Here is a 17,928-nt window from a genome sequence, read left to right as displayed (position 1 = left end):
ATTTCGACAAAAATTCGTCTTAAAACTCGAATTATTAAATATTCGTGTTAAAACCCGAATTATAAGATATTCGTCTTAAAACCCGAATATAAATGATATATTTGTTAAAAATATTTTTTAATGACTAGCATTTTAACAGGAGATATTATAAATTCGAGAGAAGTGGATTCTAATGAATGGCTTCCTTTGATAAAAAGTGCTTTCCAAACTATTGGAAGATCACCCAAAATATGGGAAATTTATAGAGGTGATAGTTTTCAAATTGAAATTGAAAATGTAAAAGATTCATTATTATTTGCTATAAAACTGAAAGCAACTCTAAAGAAAATAAAAAAATTAGATGTTAGAATTGCTATCGGAATTGGCGAGAAAAATGATTCATATACAAACATTACTGAAGGAAATGGAGAAGCGTTTATTTATAGTGGATTGGCTTTTGACACACTATTAAAGAAACAAAATTTAGCAATAACATCTTCTGATAAAGAATTCGATAGCATATGTAATACTTCATTTGCCCTTGCTTTATTAACTATGGATAATTGGACAGTAAATTCGGCCGATTTTGTTTTAAAGTATTTAGAAAACCCAAGTACTACACAAAAACTGATTGCCAAAGAATTAAATATTTCAGAAAGTAGTGCTAGTGAACGCAGAAAAAGAGCTGGTTTAGATGAAATTATGCAGTTAGAAAATCTCTACAGAGAATTAATCAACAAAAAATTAAACCAATAAATATGTTACTCTTTTTAAAGTTTTTATTGGCACACATTTTAGGTGATTTTGTTTTTCAGTCAGAAAAATGGGTAAAAGACAAAGAGGAAAAGAAAGTAAAATCTACAAAATTATACGTTCATATTGCAATTCACGCAGTTTTATTATTGTTGATTTTACAGTTTGATTTGCAAACATATTGGGCAGGATTTTTACTCATAGTTATTTCTCATTATGCAATTGACTTGCTAAAACTATACTTACAAAAGAAGAAAACAAAACGAATTTGGTTTTTTATCGATCAAATTTTACATGTTTTAATGTTGATAATTGCTACCTCTTTTTATACTGATTTTAAACTATCAGCAAAAAATATCATCACAGAGAAAATTTTATTATTGTTGATATTTTTATTGCTCGTTATTTTTGTGTCATCCATAATCATCAAATTAATTATTACACAATGGAATCCTGAAAAGAAAAAAGAAAACGACGATTCTTTGGCAAAAGCTGGTCAATATATTGGTGTTTTAGAAAGGTTATTTGTGTTCACTTTTGTAATTACCAATCATTGGGAAGCTATTGGATTTTTATTGGCAGCAAAATCGGTATTTAGGTTTGGAGATTTAACATCATCTAAAGACAGAAAACTAACCGAATATATTTTAATAGGAACTTTATTAAGTTTTGGGTTTGCCATACTTTTAGGAGTTTTATATTTGCAAACTTTAAAATTAATCTCATAAAATGGAAGACAAATTCTTAGAGAGTATCGCCTATATTTTACCTGCTGTAGTTACTGGTTTTGTAGCTTATTACATGTTTAATGGCTTTATTCGTCAGCAGAATTCTGCAAAACAATTAGAGTTAATGTCTCAAAAAAAGAAAGATTCTTTACCTATAAAATTGCAAGCTTATGAGCGACTTTTACTTTTTTGCGAACGCATAAATCCTGTAAAATTGCTGATTCGTATTCAGCCTTTATCAACAAATACAAACGAATATTTACAGCTTTTAATAGCAAATATAGAACAGGAATTTGAGCATAATTTGGTACAACAAATCTATATTTCTGATGATAGTTGGACAGCAATTTACGCTGCCAAATGTGCAGTGATCAATAAACTAAAACAAGTTGCAGAAAATTCAAGTTCAGCGAACGATTTACGTGAAAATATACTAATCGATTATTCTAAAACATTGCCACCAACAAAAACTGCAATTGCTTTTATAAAAAACGAAGTAAAAAAACTACTGTAATAAAAAAAGACTTCTTAAATATTAAGAAGCCTTTTCGTCTTTTTCATTTTGCACTCTTCCCCTTAAAATTTAATTCTTAATCCTATATTATAATTTCTTCCACGCGTTGTAAAACCTGCAATTTCTTGAAAATTTTCATTAAATATATTAGTAATACTTCCATAAAAAATTACTTTATTTTCTAACAAACTATGGTTGATGAAAAAATCAACTAAACTGTAAGAAGCTAAATCTACATTCCCAAAATCCTTAGTTTCATCAACAAATCTGTAGCTTAAAGAAGTAAATGTTTGCGGAAACAAACTATAATCTGCTTTGATAAAAAATTTATTCTGAGGTATTTTTAGCAACAAATTTTCGTCTCTATCTATATACGTGTAATTTGCTAATAATCTTAATTTCTGAGATGCTTTATAAGAAATTTCAGTTTCTAAACCTCTCGCTAAAAAAGTTCCAAAATCGTTAATGGTTTGAAATGTTGTTGGATCAAAACCTATTTTATTGGTTTCTTCTCTATAAAAATAAGTTGCATTTATGTTGATTTTATCTCCTAAATCTAAATCAAAACCACCTTCAATTGTAATATCTTCTTCTGGCAATAATTCATCAATGGTTGGTAATTTTGTAAAAATTTCAGATAAGGTTGGCGCTACAAAAGCTGTACTATATGATGCAAATACCTTAAAATCATTTTCTGAAATTTTAAAATTGTATGAAGGATTTACATTAAAAACAAAGTTATTTCCATATTCACTATGCATATTTAAACGAGTTCCTGCATTTAAATTAAAGCCTGATTCCGAAAAATAATTAAAAGAAATATAAGGATCATAGAAATGTTGTTTTCCTGAACCTTCTTCTATAGTACTAAAAGAAGTTTTTTGGATCATATCTTGAAATTGCGAGGTAAAACCAACTAAAAAAGAAAATTGATTGTTGAATTTATAATTATTATACACATCAAAACCATACACTTCTCCATAGAAAAAATCATTAGAAGGCGATTCATTTCTATCAATTTCCGTTAAAAAAGTTCTTATTTTTAATTCTCCTTTTTTGTAAGAATAATCTGCATTTAGGCCTACCCTTTTCTGAACACTTTTTGAGTTATTTTCTCTATCAGCAGGAATACTTGCAAAGGTTACAGGGTCAAAATCAAAACCGTCAAAATCGGTAGAAAACTCATCATAACTAGATAATAAGCCAATTTTTAATTTATCATTTACAGCATAATTAACTTTTAGTAACACATTTTGTCTTGCAAAATTATCCTCTTCAAAAGGAATATCTGTTGTGCTTTCTGCAGCTGATAAACCACTAGAACCATTCGCATTTAAAGCTAATAGGTAGTCAACTTTGCCTAAAGTTCCATTAAAATTGAAGTTTGTAGAAAATTCTTCTCCAGAAAATTTAGGATTCTCACTTGATGAATTTGTACCCACAGAAGTTGTAAAAGTTCCTGCAAAACTATCTTTCGAAGATTTTTTTAAAATGATGTTAATTACACCTGTTGCAGCTCCTGAACCATATAAAGTTGATGAGGCTCCTTTTAAAACCTCAATACTTTCTATTTGGTTGATGTCTATTTGACGTAAATCAAAATCGGCATTAAAAGAAGATGGATCGTTAACATTTACGCCATCAATTAAAATAGCCACTTGTCTGTTTCGTCCACCTCTAATATAATATCCTAAATTTTGCCCCTTTGTACTAAAGTTACCATTAATTTCTACTCCAGGAACATCATTTAATAAATCTACAACAGTTCTACCTTGATTATTCTCAATAGTTTCTTGTGTAATTTTGTACACAATTTTACCAACGTTTTTTTTATTGGTTTCAAATTTTGTAGCAGTTACTACAATTTCATTTAAAGATTCTATTTTCTCTTTTTTTTGTTGAGAAAACACATGTGTGCAAACAAAACTGCACATCAAAACACTAACAATTAATAATTGCTTTTTCATTTTAACGATATAATTTAAAATTTGCCTTTTGCTTATGCAAAAAACAGGAATGTGAGTTTCATAACTAGTATGAAACCTAAATTAATCAGGTAAACTTCGTGTACGAATAGAAATAAATAAGTACATAAACTTTTATCCCAAAAGTTATAACTTGTGATTTAGGGCAGGTCTCCTGACTTATTTTATGTTATTTCACCTTCCCAACAAATAAATTGTCAGTGGTATAAGAATAAATAACATCCTCAAATGAGGTGCTGAATAAAAATTCAGCATAAACTTACAGTTGTGGGAACAGTTCTGGCTTTTAACCAGATTCCCTTTTAATTCGATGTTAAAAATAACATCAAAACCAAAAATCGTTGCAAATATATATGAATCTTACAAACAATCTAACAAAAAGACTTCTAAATTTTATACCTTTAAACTCTGAAATTTTACACAATTATGAGGATAGAAAATGAGTTGAAATTAGGTTTTAAAGATGTAATGATTCGTCCAAAAAGATCTACTTTAAAATCGCGTTCACAAGTAAGCTTGGTGAGAGAGTTTAATTTTTTACATAGTGATGTTGTTTGGTCTGGAATACCAATAATGGCAGCCAATATGGATACTGTTGGTACTTTTGAAATGGCAAAAGCATTAGCAAAACACAAATTATTTACAGCAATTCATAAACATTACTCTATTGAAGAATGGCGAGATTTTGCCACAAATTCATCTGAAGAAATTTTAAAAAATATTGCTGTAAGCACAGGAACTGGAAAAGAAGATTCGCAAAAAGTAGCTCAAATTCTAACTGAATTTCCTCAAATAAATTTTATTTGTGTAGATGTTGCTAACGGATATTCTGAACATTTTGTGAATTTTGTTCAAAAAATGCGTAAAAATCATCCAAAGAAAGTAATTATTTCAGGTAATGTGGTTACAGGAGAAATGGTAGAAGAACTATTATTGGCTGGAGCTGATATTATAAAAGTTGGTATTGGACCAGGTTCTGTTTGTACAACTCGTGTTAAAACAGGTGTTGGTTATCCTCAATTATCAGCTATTATAGAATGTGCAGATGCTGCTCATGGAATGGGTGGACAAATAATTTCTGATGGTGGTTGTAAAATTCCTGGAGATTTATCAAAAGCTTTTGGTGGAAGTGCAGATTTTGTAATGTTAGGTGGCATGTTGGCTGGACACACAGAAAGTGGTGGAGAATTGATAGAAAAAAATGGCGAGAAATTCAAAGCTTTCTATGGAATGAGCTCTGAAACTGCTATGAATAAACATTCAGGAGGTGTTGCAAATTACAGAGCATCAGAAGGAAAAACAGTTAAAGTCCCTTTTAAAGGTGATGTAGAACATACTATTATTGATATTTTAGGCGGAATACGATCTACTTGTACCTATGTTGGTGCAAGCAGGCTAAAAGAATTGACCAAAAGAACAACGTTTATTAGAGTTCAAGAACAAGAAAATCAAGTTTACAATTAATGAGTTTCTACAACAAAATGTCAGTTCGAGTGATTTTGAAGTACGAAAAATTGTATCGAGAACTTGTTTATATAACGTTATTTACTTTCCTTTTATTGATTTCTTTTTCCTGCAAAAAAGTAACCATAAATGTTGATGATAAAAATCAAACTGAAAGTACTATTAAATATGCCAAAGGTTTTGATATTGTTGATGAAAATGGAACAAAAAAGTTGATTGTAAAGTCTGCCTATCAAAATTCTGATGATGTTTTTGAATATATCATCAAAAAGAAAAAAATTGATACTATTATTGATTATAAATATGAAGTTCTGGAAGTTCCCATTCAAAAAATTGTTGTGACTTCAACAACACACATTCCAATGGTTGAGTTGCTTAATGAAGAATCATCTATAATTGGTTTTCCATATTCTAAATATGTTTCATCTGCAAAAACAAGAGTTTTAATTGATGCAGGAAAAATTCAAGAAATAGGAAAAGAAAGCTCTTTAAACACAGAAATATTATTGGATTTACAACCAGAATTGGTAGTGGGTTATAGTGTTTCTTCTGCTGATAAATCTTTAACAGCGATTCAAAAAGCAGGTATTAAGGTAATTTATAATGGAGATTGGCTTGAAGAAACTCCTTTAGGAAGAGCTGAATGGATTAAGTTTTTTGGTGTTTTGTTTGATAAAGAAAAACAAGCAGACAGTATTTTTAAAGTGATAGAAACAGATTATTTAGAGGCTAAAAAAATCGCACTAAAATCGAATAAAAAACCAAAAATTTTATCAGGCGCAATTATGAGCAAAGACATTTGGAATTTACCTGCTGGAGAAAGTTTTGTTGCACAATTTTTAAAAGATGCAAACCTAAATTATCTATGGAAAAACACAGAAGGAAAAGGGAGTTTGTCTTTAAGTTTCGAAAGTGTTTTTGACAAAGCTCAAAATGCGGATTATTGGATTACACCTGGTTATTTTTCTTCTAAAGAGCAACTTTTAAAGAGTAATGAAATCTATAAAGAATTTAAAGCTTTTCAAAAGGACAATATTTATACGCCAATTCTTAAAAAAGGTAAAACAGGTGGCGCAATTTACTACGAATTAGCAGGAACAAGACCTGATTTGGTTTTAAAAGATATCATTAAAATTACTAATCCTGAGGTATTACCAAACTACGAATTTACTTTCTTTGAAAAGATGAAATAATTATTATTGTTGCTGTTGCTGTTCTTGCAATTTCTTTTTTTCATCTAAACTTTTTTCATTGTTTTCTATATGATCTTTATCTTCCTTATTTTGATTTTCTTGATATTCCATTGATAATAAAATTTTTCTTAAAGATAAATTATTAGTTCTTTAATAACTAATAATAAAAAAGATAATAGAAATAAAAAGCTCCAGAATAAATCCTGGAGCCACTCTATAAATGGGGAATTAATTTATTTTACTGCCATAGTTATTATATAGGGCAATTTAATTAATATTATAATTATTTAGTAAAAGTGTAAGGGTAGTTTTTGGGTAGTTTGTCCTAAATTAACTATAAATTAAAGGATTTATCCAGTGTTATGGCCTCTTTCCTACTTTTAATATGTAATTTCTCATAAATGTTTTTTACGTGAAATTTCACAGTATTTACAGAAATATTTAAAGAGTCAGCTATTAGTTTATTAGAATTTCCTGCAATAATTAAATCGAAAATTTCTTTTTCTCTAACAGTCAAAGTTTGTAAAATTTCTTTTTGAGTTTCATCATTAATTGAAAACTCCATTTGCTCAATCTCCTTAGAGTATTTTATTATTTCAATTTTCATAAATTGGTTAGATTTACGTAATGTTTTTTCTCTGTATAAAACAGCAAGAGAAATAACAATAATTTGTATCAAACCTCCAATTTTCATATTTTGAGGATTGGATTCAAATATTTGAATTCCAAAATTTTTTAATACAAGAAAATCAATGCCCGTAAACAATAAAGTAGCATAAGCAAATACAAATATTTTTGTATAAATATTATTTTTAAAAAGTATAACTCCTGTAAACCAATAAATAAGTAAGATTGTAAACACTAAAATATTTAAACAAACAAAAAGAAAATTTGTTCTATAAATTAAAAATAGCATAACATTAATTATGATTAAAACCCCCAAACTATAGGTGTATTTTTTTAATTTTGGATAATAATCATCTAACAATAAAAAGCTATGCACAAATTTTGATGAGAAAAAAGCTAAAAAAATATAATTGAGTAATGTAATAGCCTCAACTGTTTGATTATTAAATTTGAAAAAATGAAACATTCCATCTAATAAAAAGAAACCTAAAGTTAAACTTGAAATTAATAAACCAGAATATAAAAAGGCTTTATCTCTAAAAAAATAGTAATAAAAAAAACTATATATAATAACTAAAAAGGTAAATCCATAATAAAAGCTATTCATTATAATCTGAACCTTTTCTCTAAAAACAGAATCATTTTCAGTACTTAAATCAAAGGGAAAATATGAAGAAAAATCAGAACTTACTTTAATATAAACAGGTGAAATTCTATTAAATTTATATGCAAGATATCGTTCGTTTGCAATTTTTTCTATTTCTTTTTGATTTTGAAAGGCAGAAGATGCTTTAATTCTGATACTATTAATTCTAAAAATGTAATTTTCTACAGTTTTGTTTGCAGGAATTTTAAACCAAAAACTAGCATTAATATCTTTGTCTGAAATACTTTTTTCTATACGCTTAAAATTTGCACTTTCAATAGTATGTATTGAGTATTCGTTTTTGATGTCTTTAAAGACATACACATCATTTTGTGCATAAATAATTGAAGTGACAAAAAATAAAAAGAGGATAACTTTATGCTTCATTCATACTTTTTTCTAAAGCATTTTCTCTCATATATAAGAATAGTGGAAAGGTAAAAGCGATTGCAATTAAAAATGTAAACGGAATTAAAACCCACCAATATTTTATTTTTAAGCGTAAAGATTCTGGAATCATAAAAGCAAAAAACGTAAAAACCACCACTGTTAAATCTGCTCCAAAAGATTTACCTGCAAAATTTTGTTGTGCATCTTGAAAGAAACCTATCAAATTTGCATTTTCTACAGTATTAAAATATTGGATGTTGTAGTACCAAGTATAGCAAATTCCAAGGATTGATAAAAATAAATAGAGATATTTTAGTTTCATAAAATAGTATTTAAATCTTGTCTTCCAATTATCGTCATAATTTCTACAATATCATTATTGATTCTAAAATAAATACTATCAGAACCACAAACACAACGTCTATAACCTTTCTTAATAAAATCTACTGATTCAAAAGAAAATGGGCGTTCTGCAATATTATCAAAATGAGTGAAAAAAGAATCAAAATATTTATCTGCTTGTTGCATTCCAAATTTTTGAAATCCATAGTTATGAATTCTTATTAAATCCTCTTTTGCAACTTCACTTAACTTATATTTTGCCATTCAAAAATGACTTAGATTCTGCTAAAATTTCTTCTTTTGATTGATTTGTAAAACCACTTTTTTCTGCAGCTTCAATTTTAGAGCGAATCCAATCTATTTCTGTTTGTTGTTTTCTTGCTTGTCTTATCAAATCGTTCACCAATTCACTTTTGCTAGAATATTCGTTAGAATCTACTTGAGATTTTAACCATTCATCATTGGGTTGTGTAAAAGAGATACTTTGTCTAGACATAAATTATATTTTTGATGTAAATATACACCAAAAACGCATCAAATAAAAATGTTTTAGTTTCCTATTTAAAACAACTTCGTCTGATTTTCATCATCCAATTTCTTCTGTTCAGCTTTCTTTTTAGCGATTGACTTTTGCAACGCAATCTTCGCTTTTTCTTCTGCTGATAATTCTTCTAAAACAGGTTTTTTAGTTTCAGGTACGTCAATTGGCAATTTATCTTCGTTATTTTCTTTATTAACTTCTTCTGTTTCAGTTAATTTTTCCTCTTCCTCCTCCTCTTCTTCTTCCTCTTCAAAAGGTAAAGATTCTAATAAATTAACTTGCTTAATTTTATCAGTTGTTAGTTGATTTCCTAATGCTTTAATACCTTTTACAGCAATAAATTCCTCAAAATTTACTTCTTCATTTTCTAAACTTCTTTTTGAAAACTGAACTTCTGCAACAGGTTTATAATCTGTGGCCACAATTTCTAACTGACTTTTTGGATGATCAGAAATAAACTCCTCCTCTTTTTCTGTGGTTTCAATTAAAAAACGCTTTACATAATAACGTTCTTTTTCGCCATCAAAATAAATGGCAGATATTGGCTTTTTAGGTTTCCATTTTTCTAAAACAATCATATCATCTTCAAAATGCATTGCTAAATCTGGCTTTACAGCTTTTGCTTTTCCACTTTGCGTAATAATTAATAGTTTATCTTCTGCTCTAAATTCACCTAATAACTCACCTCTTTCATCAACATTTAAACGTTGTACAGTATCATCAAACCAAATTTTACGGGGTTTTAAAGTTGATACTCCTTCACTTTTAAAATCGATACTTTTAATGGTGTATTTTGTAATTCTATTTCCTCTAACAGATCTTCCTTTTACGGCTAAATCTGCAAAATCAATATCCCATTTTAGTTTTTTGACACTACCAACAGCTCTTAAGTTTACTGTAACAACTTCTGCTTCTCCATTAGGATTTGCCGAAAAATAATGTACAACAGAATTTTTACTTCCGTTTGTTAAATCGTATTCTTTATCACGAGTCATAGAGGTTACGTTAAAACGTTTCATATAACTTGCGCCTCTTGCACCATCTCTATAAATATAGTTGTAAACAGTACGTTTATCTTTCTTTTTAAAGACAGCAACGTGAATAATATCTTTGCCTACAAAAGTTTTTGCATCTACTTTTGTAACCATCATTCCACCATCCTTTCTAAAGATAATAATATCATCAATATCAGAACAATCTGTAACAAATTCATCTCTTTTTAATGAAGTCCCAATAAAACCTTCTGCCCTATTTACATACAATTTAGCGTTATTCATAGCAACTTTACTTGCTACGATATCATCAAAAATTCTAATTTCTGTTTTACGCTCCTTACCTGCTCCATAGGTTTCTTTTAAACGTTTAAAGTAATCAATGGCGAACTCTATTAAATTGGCTAAATGATTTTTTACTGTAGCAATTTTTTCCTCTAAACTTTCTAAAAATTGTTTGGCTTTATCAATATCAAATTTTGATATTTTCTTAATCCTAATTTCTGTTAAACGCGTAATATCTTCTTCTGTAACTGGTCTTTTAAGATGTTTAATATGGGGTTGCAACCCTAAATCGATTGCTTTTATAACACCTTCCCAGGTTTCTTCTTCTTCAATATCTCTATAAATTCTGTTTTCTATAAAAATTCTTTCTAAAGATGAAAAATGCCATTGTTCCTCCAACTCATTTAACTGAATTTCTAATTCCCTTTTCAGCAAATTAACAGTCAAATCTGTGGAGTGTTTTAACATTTCAGAAACCCCAACAAAAACTGGTTTGTTATTTTCGATTGTACATGCTAAAGGCGAAATTGAACTTTCACAATATGTAAACGCATACAAAGCATCAATACTTTTGTCTGGCGAAACATTTGGTGGTAAATGCACCACAATTTCTACTTCAGCAGCAGTATTGTCTTCAATTTTTTTAATTTTTATTTTACCTTTTTCATTGGCTTTTATAATGCTGTCAATTAAAGAAGTAGTGGTTGTTCCAAAAGGAATTTCGCTAATGACCAACGTCTTTTTATCTAGTTGTGAGATTTTTGCACGAACTCTTACTTTTCCTCCTCTTTTTCCATCTTTATATCCAGTAAAATCTGCAATTCCACCCGTTAAAAAATCGGGTACAATTTTAAAACTTCTACCTTTTAAGTATTTTATGGAAGCATCAATTAACTCAATAAAATTGTGTGGTAATATTTTTGTTGATAAACCAACTGCAATTCCTTCTGCTCCTTGTGCCAACAATAATGGGAATTTTACAGGTAAATCTATGGGTTCTTTTCTACGACCATCATAAGACATTTTCCAATCCGTAGTTTTTGGATTAAAAACCACGTCTAAAGCAAATTTAGACAAACGTGCTTCAATATATCTTGATGCTGCAGCTCTATCTCCAGTTAGAATATTCCCCCAGTTTCCTTGCATATCAATCAGCAATTCTTTCTGACCAATTTGAACCATAGCATCAGCAATGGAAGCATCTCCATGAGGATGATACTGCATTGTATGCCCAACAATATTCGCTACTTTGTTGTAACGTCCATCATCCAAATCTTTCATAGAATGCATAATTCTACGTTGCACAGGTTTCAAACCATCCTCTAAAGAAGGCACAGCTCTTTCTAAAATTACGTAACTTGCATAATCCAAAAACCACTCTTTGTACATTCCTGTAACTTTGGTAATGGTTTCTACAGATTCAGTCAAATTATCAGTCTCTTCTGCTTGATTTTCTGGATTCGTTAATTCCTCTTTGTGTTCGTTCTCGTTTATTTCTTCACTCATTAAAAAACGTGTAATTGTTTAATCGTTTAATTGTGTAATTGTTTATTTTGATAAAATAATTTCTTATAATTAACTCATTTTGGGCGTTCCCTAAAAAGGTCGGGCTTTACATTATATCTTTTTTCTGAAAAAGAAAAAAGGATGCCATTTCAATCCCTAACGCAAGCTTGTTTGCTAACTATTTGTCTAAATTATAATTATTTATGAATCTAATTATTTTTAGATTGTATTAATTGATATTTAAATCTATAAAACTGTAATATCAAGTTTTGCAAGACCTGAAAGGTTTTAAAAACCTGTCAGGTCTGATATCAAACCCAATTTTAGTATATTTTTTCACAACCTTATTAAAAGTCCTTTCTGGAGCCTGCATTGAGTGCAGACGAAATGGAAAGGATTTAGGATAGGATTTAATACCCAATTTTATTTCTCTCTTCTGGATTTTCTTTTTTCTCGATTAATTCATCCAAATAAGAAAAAACCAACTCAATATTTTTATCGTGATTGTTTACTTTCTTTTTAATGTCTTCAATTTCTAATCGTAAACTCAAATTATCACTTAATAAATCGCGCATTTTAGTAAATATTCTAATAATTTTAATATTTACAGCAATTGCTCTGTCACTATTCAAAACACTTGATAACATTGCAACTCCTTGTTCTGTAAAAACTGAAGGTAAATATCTTGTACCTCCCCAACTTGAGGTCACAATTTGTGACCTCAAGTTTTCAAACTCATTTTTCGTTAATTCAAACATAAAATCTTCTGGAAAACGATTTATATTTCTTTTAACTGCTTGTTTTAAGACTTTTGTTTCAACTCTATATAATTCCGCTAAATCTCTATCTAACATTACCTTTTGATTGCGAATCAAATAGATTTTATTAGATATTATTTCATCCGGAATTATACTTTTCTCTTCTTCTTTCATTTTTTATAATCTTGAGGTGCCAAATTGGCTCCTCAAATTGTTTTTTTAAATTGGAGGTCGCAATTTGCGACCTCCAATTTTATTTTTATTTTTAAGAAGCCAATTTGACACCTTAAACTTTTATTTGAATCTTGAGGTCGCAATTTGGGACCTCAAGATTTTCGTATTCCAGACCTCACAGGTTTTAAAAACCTTTGAGGTCTTTATGAGATTTGGAAGAGTCAATTTGGCACCTCCAATTCCACAAACTTGCTAAAAGTCCTTTCTGAAGCCTGCATTGAGCGCAGACGAAATGGAAAGGATTTAGGATAGGAATTTAAGATAGGATATCCTCAACAGTATCCAACTCAACCTTTAAGTTATTGATGATAAACTTCTGTCTATCAGGAGTATTCTTACCCATATAAAATTGCAACATTTGTTCAATCGACATTTCTTTATCTAACATTACAGGATCTAAACGAATGTCATCACCAATAAAATGAACAAATTCGTTTGGTGAAATTTCACCCAAACCTTTAAATCGAGTTATTTCTGGTTTTCCTCTTAACTTTTCTATAGCTTCTTTTTTCTCTTCTTCAGAATAACAGTAAAAAGTTTGCTTCTTATTTCTAACCCTAAACAAAGGCGTTTCTAAAATAAATAAATGTCCTTCTTTGATCAATTCTGGGAAAAATTGCAAGAAAAATGTAATCAACAGTAATCTGATGTGCATTCCATCTACATCTGCATCTGTTGCAATTACAATGTTATTATAACGCAAATCCTCTAAACCATCTTCAATATTTAAAGCAGCTTGCAATAAATTAAACTCCTCATTTTCATACACAATTTTTTTACTCAATCCATAAGAATTTAAAGGTTTTCCTTTTAAACTAAAAACGGCTTGTGTGTTTACATTTCGTGATTTTGTGATTGATCCAGAAGCAGAATCTCCCTCTGTTATAAATAAAGTAGATTCTAAATACGCTTCTTTTTTAGTGTCTCCTAAATGAATTCTGCAATCACGTAATTTTTTATTGTGTAAACTTGCTTTTTTAGCTCTATCTCTTGCTAATTTTCGAATTCCAGAAAGTTCTTTACGCTCTTTTTCTGCTTGAACAATTTTCTTTTGAAGTTTGTCTGCGATTTCTGTATTTCTGTGTAAGAAATTATCCAATTTTGTTTTTACAAAATCGTTAATGTACGTTCGTACAGTTGGCAAATCACCTCCCATTTCTGTAGAACCTAATTTCGTTTTTGTCTGACTTTCAAAAACGGGTTCCATTACTTTGATAGCAATTGCGGAAATTATAGACTTACGAACATCTGAAGCCTCAAAACTTTTTCCGTAAAAATCACGAATGGTTTTTACAATAGCTTCTCTAAATGCAGATTGATGCGTTCCTCCTTGCGTTGTATATTGACCATTTACAAAAGAGTGATATTCCTCTGAATATTGTGTTTTACTGTGTGTAATTGCAATTTCAATATCATCGCCTTTTAAATGAATAATTGGGTATAATAAATCTTCTTGATTGTTATTATCTTCTAATAAATCTTTTAATCCATTTTCAGAAAAGAATTTTTCGCCATTAAAAATAATGGTTAATCCAGGATTCAAATACACATAATATTTTAGCATTTTTGCTACATATTCGTTTCTGTATTTGTACTTCTTAAAAATTTCTTCATCAGGAATAAAAGAAACTTTAGTTCCTTTTCTACGAGAAGTTTCTTCTAAAAATTCTTGATTTTCTAAATTTCCTTGGCTAAATTCAGCAGAGGCAGATTTTCCTTCACGTGAAGATTCTACTCTAAAATAAGACGATAGTGCATTTACTGCTTTTGTACCCACACCATTTAAACCCACTGACTTTTTAAACGCTTTTGAGTCGTATTTTCCACCAGTATTCATCTTGGAAACTACGTCAACAACTTTTCCTAACGGAATTCCACGTCCATAATCTCTAACTGTAACTTTGCTTCCATGAATAGAAATTTCAATGGTTTTTCCTGCACCCATTACATATTCATCAATGGAATTATCTAACACTTCTTTTACTAGAATGTAAATTCCATCGTCTGCAGAAGAGCCATCTCCTAATTTACCAATATACATTCCTGGTCGCATTCTAATATGCTCTTTCCAGTCTAATGATCTAATATTATCTTCTGTATATTTTGTTTCTTCACTCATAAAAATCCTTACTGTGGTTAGGTTTAAAGTACTCGACAATATAGTATTATCAACAGATAAATAAAACAGGAATTTTAATTAGTTATCAACAGGATTTCAACGAAAATTTTAGCAAAAGATACTGAATCAAGTTCAGCATTTCATCATTAAAAATGATGAAAAATCACAAAAAAAAACAATATGTTGTATTTTTAAACAAATCATTGTTTATTCAACAAAATAACTATTTTTGAAGCCAGTAATAAAATTAAAATAATCGTGGAAAATACACAACTTTTAGAATTAGCAAATAAATACGGAAGCCCTTTATATGTATATGATACAGATAAAATTGAATCTCAATATAACAGATTAACAAATGCTTTTAGCAATGTTAAAAACTTAAAATTGAATTATGCTGTAAAAGCACTTTCTAACATCAATATTTTAAAATTCTTTAAAAATTTAGGTGCTGGTTTAGATACTGTTTCTTATCAAGAAGTTCAGTTGGGTTTAACAACAGGAATTGATCCGAAGAAAATAATTTACACACCAAATGGCGTTTCTTTAAAAGAAATTGAAGAAGTTGCCAAATTAGGGGTTCAAATTAATATTGATAATCTTTCTATTCTAGAATCTTTTGGACAAAAGCATCCAGAAATCCCTGTTTGTGTACGTATAAACCCACATATTATGGCTGGTGGAAATTCTAAAATTTCTGTTGGGCATATCGATTCTAAATTTGGAATATCCATACACCAAGTTCCTCATATTAAAAGAGTTGTAGAAAATACAAAAATGAATATCAATGGAATTCATATGCACACAGGTTCTGATATTTTAGATATTGATACTTTTTTACGTGCAACAGAAATCTTGTTTGATGTTGCTAAACAATTTGATAATATCGATTTTATCGATTTTGGAAGTGGTTTTAAAGTACCTTATAAAGAAGGTGATATTTCTACAGATATTGAGCAATTAGGAGTACAATTGTCAGAAAGATTCAACGAATTTTGTGTTGAATATGGTAAAGACATCACTTTAATGTTTGAACCTGGAAAGTTTTTAGTTTCTGAAGCTGGTGTATTTTTAGCAAAAGTAAATGTTGTAAAACAAACTACTTCTACTGTTTTTGCACATGTAGATTCTGGTTTTAATCATTTAGTAAGACCAATGATGTACAACTCTCATCATCATATTACAAATATTTCGAATCCAACTGGAAGAGATCGTTATTATTCTGTGGTAGGTTATATTTGTGAAACAGATACGTTTGCATCTAACAGAAGAATTTCAGAAATTTCAGAAGAAGATGTGTTGTGTTTTCATAATGCAGGAGCGTATTGTTTTTCTATGGCTTCTAATTATAATTCAAGATATTTACCAGCAGAAGTTATGATAGTTGATGGTAAAGATTATTTAATCAGAAAAAGACAAACGATTAAAGATATTTTACACAATCAAGAAATTGTGGAATTTTCATCAAACAAGAAAAAAGAAGCAGTTACAGCATAAAAATTCTAAAAATAAATTATTTTAGCCATGAATTCATCAACTTTAAAATTGATAATTTATGGCTTTTTACTTTATAAATTAAATTTAAAATACAATGAAAATATTAGGAATTGGTAGTAATTACGTATCAGATTTAAAGGAACTTGAAGAGAAAAGGAAAGCTAAGAAATTTATTTTTTCTAAACCCGAAAGTAGTTTAGCTGTTAATTGTGATGTTCTGTATCCAAGTAATATTACCAACGAATTAATTTACGAAATTGAGCTAGTTATCAAAATAGGAAAAGAAGGAAAAAATATTACCAAAGAAACTGCAAATTCTTACATTTCTGAAATTGCTGTTGGTATTGATTATACTGCAACAGATCTTTTAAATGATGCTAGAGAAACCAAACATCCTTGGGATTTTGCCAAAGGTTTTGATGGTGCTGCTCCAATTTCTAGCTTTAAACCTGTTTCTAATTATAATTTAGATGATATTAATTTCGATTTAAAAATTAATGGCGAAGAAAAACAAAAAAGTAATACAGCTTATATGATTAACGATTTTGCTGATATTATCGTATTTATTTCCAATTATATGACTTTGCAACCTGGAGACTTAATTTTTACTGGAACTCCTGCTTTGGGAAAAGGAGAAGTTTTTAAAGGCGATCATTTACAATGTTCAATTGAGGGTGAATTATTGTTAGATTTTAAAATGATATAATCATAATTTATTTTAGTTTAAAGCTGTCAGGTTGAGCGCAGTCGAAACCTAATTTTCTAATTCCTAAATTTAATTTAAGTTTTCTAATACTTTTTTGATGAAAATAAGACTTTCTACTTTTGATGATATTCCAAATATTATGTCCATTATTGATGATGCAAAAGCGTATTTAGCTTCTCAAAATATCGATCAATGGCAAAATGGCTATCCAAATGCTGTACAAATTGAAAATGACATTAACAAAGGCGAAAGTTATGTGGTTGTCAATAAAGAAAATCAAATTATGGCAACATCTATGTTCACCTTAAGAAAAGAGCCTACTTATAAAATTATTGAAGGAAAATGGCTCGTTTCAGAAGATGAAGTGTATGGTGTAATTCATAGATTGGCCATTAAAAAAGAATTCAGACAATTTGGTTTGGCAACTTTTCTATTTCACGAATTTCATTTACAATTGGAAGAAAAAAATATCAAAAGTTTAAAGATTGATACCCATGAAGAAAATATTGGTATGCAATCTTTAATCAAAAAATTGGGTTATAAATACTGTGGAATTATTTATACTAATTACAATGCAAAAAGATTGGCTTTTGAGAAAGTGATTTCTTAAAATACGTCATTTGACGTATTGATCGCAATAAACTACCATCATAATTTTGAATAACTTTA

16 protein-coding genes and 1 riboswitch are annotated in these 17,928 nt (G+C 29.0%); of the genes, 8 read left to right on the top strand and 8 right to left on the bottom strand.

Annotated features, from left to right (window positions below):
• Positions 1 to 120 precede the first annotated feature (120 nt).
• The 3 genes from P161_RS0114745 to P161_RS0114735 are packed head-to-tail and all read left to right on the top strand — an operon-like array spanning position 121 to position 1,974.
• Positions 121 to 735: a hypothetical protein gene (locus tag P161_RS0114745; protein WP_026777690.1), complete on the top strand. Its 615-nt coding sequence runs from the start codon at positions 121 to 123 to the stop codon at positions 733 to 735.
• Positions 736 to 737: 2 nt separating this feature from the next.
• Positions 738 to 1,460, top strand: coding sequence for a DUF3307 domain-containing protein (locus P161_RS0114740; protein ID WP_026777689.1), 723 nt, complete (start codon positions 738 to 740; stop codon positions 1,458 to 1,460).
• Between the two features lies 1 nt (position 1,461).
• Positions 1,462 to 1,974, top strand: coding sequence for a hypothetical protein (locus P161_RS0114735; protein ID WP_026777688.1), 513 nt, complete (start codon positions 1,462 to 1,464; stop codon positions 1,972 to 1,974).
• A 62-nt stretch (positions 1,975 to 2,036) separates the two neighbouring features.
• Here the strand turns inward: P161_RS0114735 and P161_RS0114730 are convergent, their stop codons facing one another.
• A complete protein-coding gene (locus tag P161_RS0114730; protein ID WP_026777687.1) occupies positions 2,037 to 3,941 on the bottom strand; it encodes a TonB-dependent siderophore receptor in 1,905 nt (634 codons plus the stop codon).
• A gap of 144 nt (positions 3,942 to 4,085) precedes the next feature.
• Positions 4,086 to 4,310, bottom strand: a riboswitch (cobalamin riboswitch).
• Positions 4,311 to 4,385: 75 nt separating this feature from the next.
• Here P161_RS0114730 and P161_RS0114725 point away from each other — a divergent pair.
• On the top strand, positions 4,386 to 5,423 hold the full coding sequence (locus tag P161_RS0114725; protein WP_026777686.1) for a GMP reductase: 1,038 nt from the start codon (positions 4,386 to 4,388) through the stop codon (positions 5,421 to 5,423).
• Between the two features lie 95 nt (positions 5,424 to 5,518).
• Positions 5,519 to 6,616 (top strand): ABC transporter substrate-binding protein, encoded by a 1,098-nt coding sequence (locus P161_RS0114720; RefSeq protein ID WP_036841547.1) that lies wholly within the window; start codon positions 5,519 to 5,521, stop codon positions 6,614 to 6,616.
• Between the two features lie 334 nt (positions 6,617 to 6,950).
• Here the strand turns inward: P161_RS0114720 and P161_RS0114710 are convergent, their stop codons facing one another.
• From P161_RS0114710 to P161_RS0114680, 7 genes are all read right to left on the bottom strand, one after another.
• On the bottom strand, positions 6,951 to 8,276 hold the full coding sequence (locus P161_RS0114710; RefSeq protein ID WP_026777684.1) for a LuxR C-terminal-related transcriptional regulator: 1,326 nt from the start codon (positions 8,274 to 8,276) through the stop codon (positions 6,951 to 6,953).
• Positions 8,266 to 8,601: a DUF2834 domain-containing protein gene (locus tag P161_RS0114705; RefSeq protein WP_026777683.1), complete on the bottom strand. Its 336-nt coding sequence runs from the start codon at positions 8,599 to 8,601 to the stop codon at positions 8,266 to 8,268. Before P161_RS0114705 ends, P161_RS0114710 begins: the two co-directional genes overlap by 11 nt.
• On the bottom strand, positions 8,598 to 8,885 hold the full coding sequence (locus tag P161_RS0114700; protein ID WP_026777682.1) for a type II toxin-antitoxin system RelE/ParE family toxin: 288 nt from the start codon (positions 8,883 to 8,885) through the stop codon (positions 8,598 to 8,600). Before P161_RS0114700 ends, P161_RS0114705 begins: the two co-directional genes overlap by 4 nt.
• Positions 8,872 to 9,117, bottom strand: a complete 246-nt coding sequence (locus tag P161_RS0114695; RefSeq protein WP_026777681.1) for a type II toxin-antitoxin system ParD family antitoxin — start codon at positions 9,115 to 9,117, stop codon at positions 8,872 to 8,874. Before P161_RS0114695 ends, P161_RS0114700 begins: the two co-directional genes overlap by 14 nt.
• Before the next feature lie 65 nt (positions 9,118 to 9,182).
• Positions 9,183 to 11,945: a DNA gyrase/topoisomerase IV subunit A gene (locus P161_RS0114690; protein ID WP_026777680.1), complete on the bottom strand. Its 2,763-nt coding sequence runs from the start codon at positions 11,943 to 11,945 to the stop codon at positions 9,183 to 9,185.
• A 410-nt stretch (positions 11,946 to 12,355) separates the two neighbouring features.
• Complete coding sequence (locus tag P161_RS0114685; RefSeq protein ID WP_026777679.1) at positions 12,356 to 12,877, bottom strand: ORF6N domain-containing protein; 522 nt, start codon at positions 12,875 to 12,877, stop codon at positions 12,356 to 12,358.
• A gap of 316 nt (positions 12,878 to 13,193) precedes the next feature.
• The gene (locus P161_RS0114680; RefSeq protein WP_026777678.1) at positions 13,194 to 15,056 is read right to left on the bottom strand and encodes a DNA topoisomerase IV subunit B; all 1,863 of its coding nucleotides are present in this window, start codon (positions 15,054 to 15,056) and stop codon (positions 13,194 to 13,196) included.
• A 246-nt stretch (positions 15,057 to 15,302) separates the two neighbouring features.
• Between P161_RS0114680 and lysA the strand changes: the two genes are divergently transcribed.
• The 3 genes from lysA (at position 15,303) to P161_RS0114665 (ending at position 17,869) form a co-directional block, all read left to right on the top strand.
• Positions 15,303 to 16,553 carry a diaminopimelate decarboxylase gene (gene lysA / locus P161_RS0114675; RefSeq protein ID WP_302846544.1) on the top strand — a complete coding sequence of 417 codons (1,251 nt, stop codon included), beginning with the start codon at positions 15,303 to 15,305 and terminating at the stop codon, positions 16,551 to 16,553.
• Between the two features lie 94 nt (positions 16,554 to 16,647).
• Positions 16,648 to 17,259 (top strand): fumarylacetoacetate hydrolase family protein, encoded by a 612-nt coding sequence (locus tag P161_RS0114670; protein WP_026777676.1) that lies wholly within the window; start codon positions 16,648 to 16,650, stop codon positions 17,257 to 17,259.
• Positions 17,260 to 17,356: 97 nt separating this feature from the next.
• A complete protein-coding gene (locus tag P161_RS0114665) occupies positions 17,357 to 17,869 on the top strand; it encodes a GNAT family N-acetyltransferase (RefSeq protein ID WP_026777675.1) in 513 nt (170 codons plus the stop codon).
• Positions 17,870 to 17,928: the final 59 nt, after the last annotated feature.

It is taken from the genome of Polaribacter sp. Hel_I_88 (assembly GCF_000687935.1).
Lineage (GTDB): Bacteria > Bacteroidota > Bacteroidia > Flavobacteriales > Flavobacteriaceae > Polaribacter.
The sequence above is the reverse complement of the archived record's forward strand: the minus strand, read 5'-3'. Positions and strand labels throughout refer to the sequence as shown.

Bases quoted from the DNA above. Each gene is read 5' to 3' on its own strand.
- P161_RS0114745 (WP_026777690.1), top strand. From the start codon at position 121: ATGACTAGCATTTTAACAGGAGATATTATAAATTCGAGAGAAGTGGAT.
- P161_RS0114740 (WP_026777689.1), top strand. From the start codon at position 738: ATGTTACTCTTTTTAAAGTTTTTATTGGCACACATTTTAGGTGATTTT.
- P161_RS0114735 (WP_026777688.1), top strand. From the start codon at position 1,462: ATGGAAGACAAATTCTTAGAGAGTATCGCCTATATTTTACCTGCTGTA.
- P161_RS0114730 (WP_026777687.1), bottom strand. From the start codon at position 3,941: ATGAAAAAGCAATTATTAATTGTTAGTGTTTTGATGTGCAGTTTTGTT.
- P161_RS0114725 (WP_026777686.1), top strand. From the start codon at position 4,386: ATGAGGATAGAAAATGAGTTGAAATTAGGTTTTAAAGATGTAATGATT.
- P161_RS0114710 (WP_026777684.1), bottom strand. From the start codon at position 8,276: ATGAAGCATAAAGTTATCCTCTTTTTATTTTTTGTCACTTCAATTATT.
- P161_RS0114705 (WP_026777683.1), bottom strand. From the start codon at position 8,601: ATGAAACTAAAATATCTCTATTTATTTTTATCAATCCTTGGAATTTGC.
- P161_RS0114700 (WP_026777682.1), bottom strand. From the start codon at position 8,885: ATGGCAAAATATAAGTTAAGTGAAGTTGCAAAAGAGGATTTAATAAGA.
- P161_RS0114695 (WP_026777681.1), bottom strand. From the start codon at position 9,117: ATGTCTAGACAAAGTATCTCTTTTACACAACCCAATGATGAATGGTTA.
- P161_RS0114690 (WP_026777680.1), bottom strand. From the start codon at position 11,945: ATGAGTGAAGAAATAAACGAGAACGAACACAAAGAGGAATTAACGAAT.
- P161_RS0114685 (WP_026777679.1), bottom strand. From the start codon at position 12,877: ATGAAAGAAGAAGAGAAAAGTATAATTCCGGATGAAATAATATCTAAT.
- P161_RS0114680 (WP_026777678.1), bottom strand. From the start codon at position 15,056: ATGAGTGAAGAAACAAAATATACAGAAGATAATATTAGATCATTAGAC.
- P161_RS0114670 (WP_026777676.1), top strand. From the start codon at position 16,648: ATGAAAATATTAGGAATTGGTAGTAATTACGTATCAGATTTAAAGGAA.
- P161_RS0114665 (WP_026777675.1), top strand. From the start codon at position 17,357: ATGAAAATAAGACTTTCTACTTTTGATGATATTCCAAATATTATGTCC.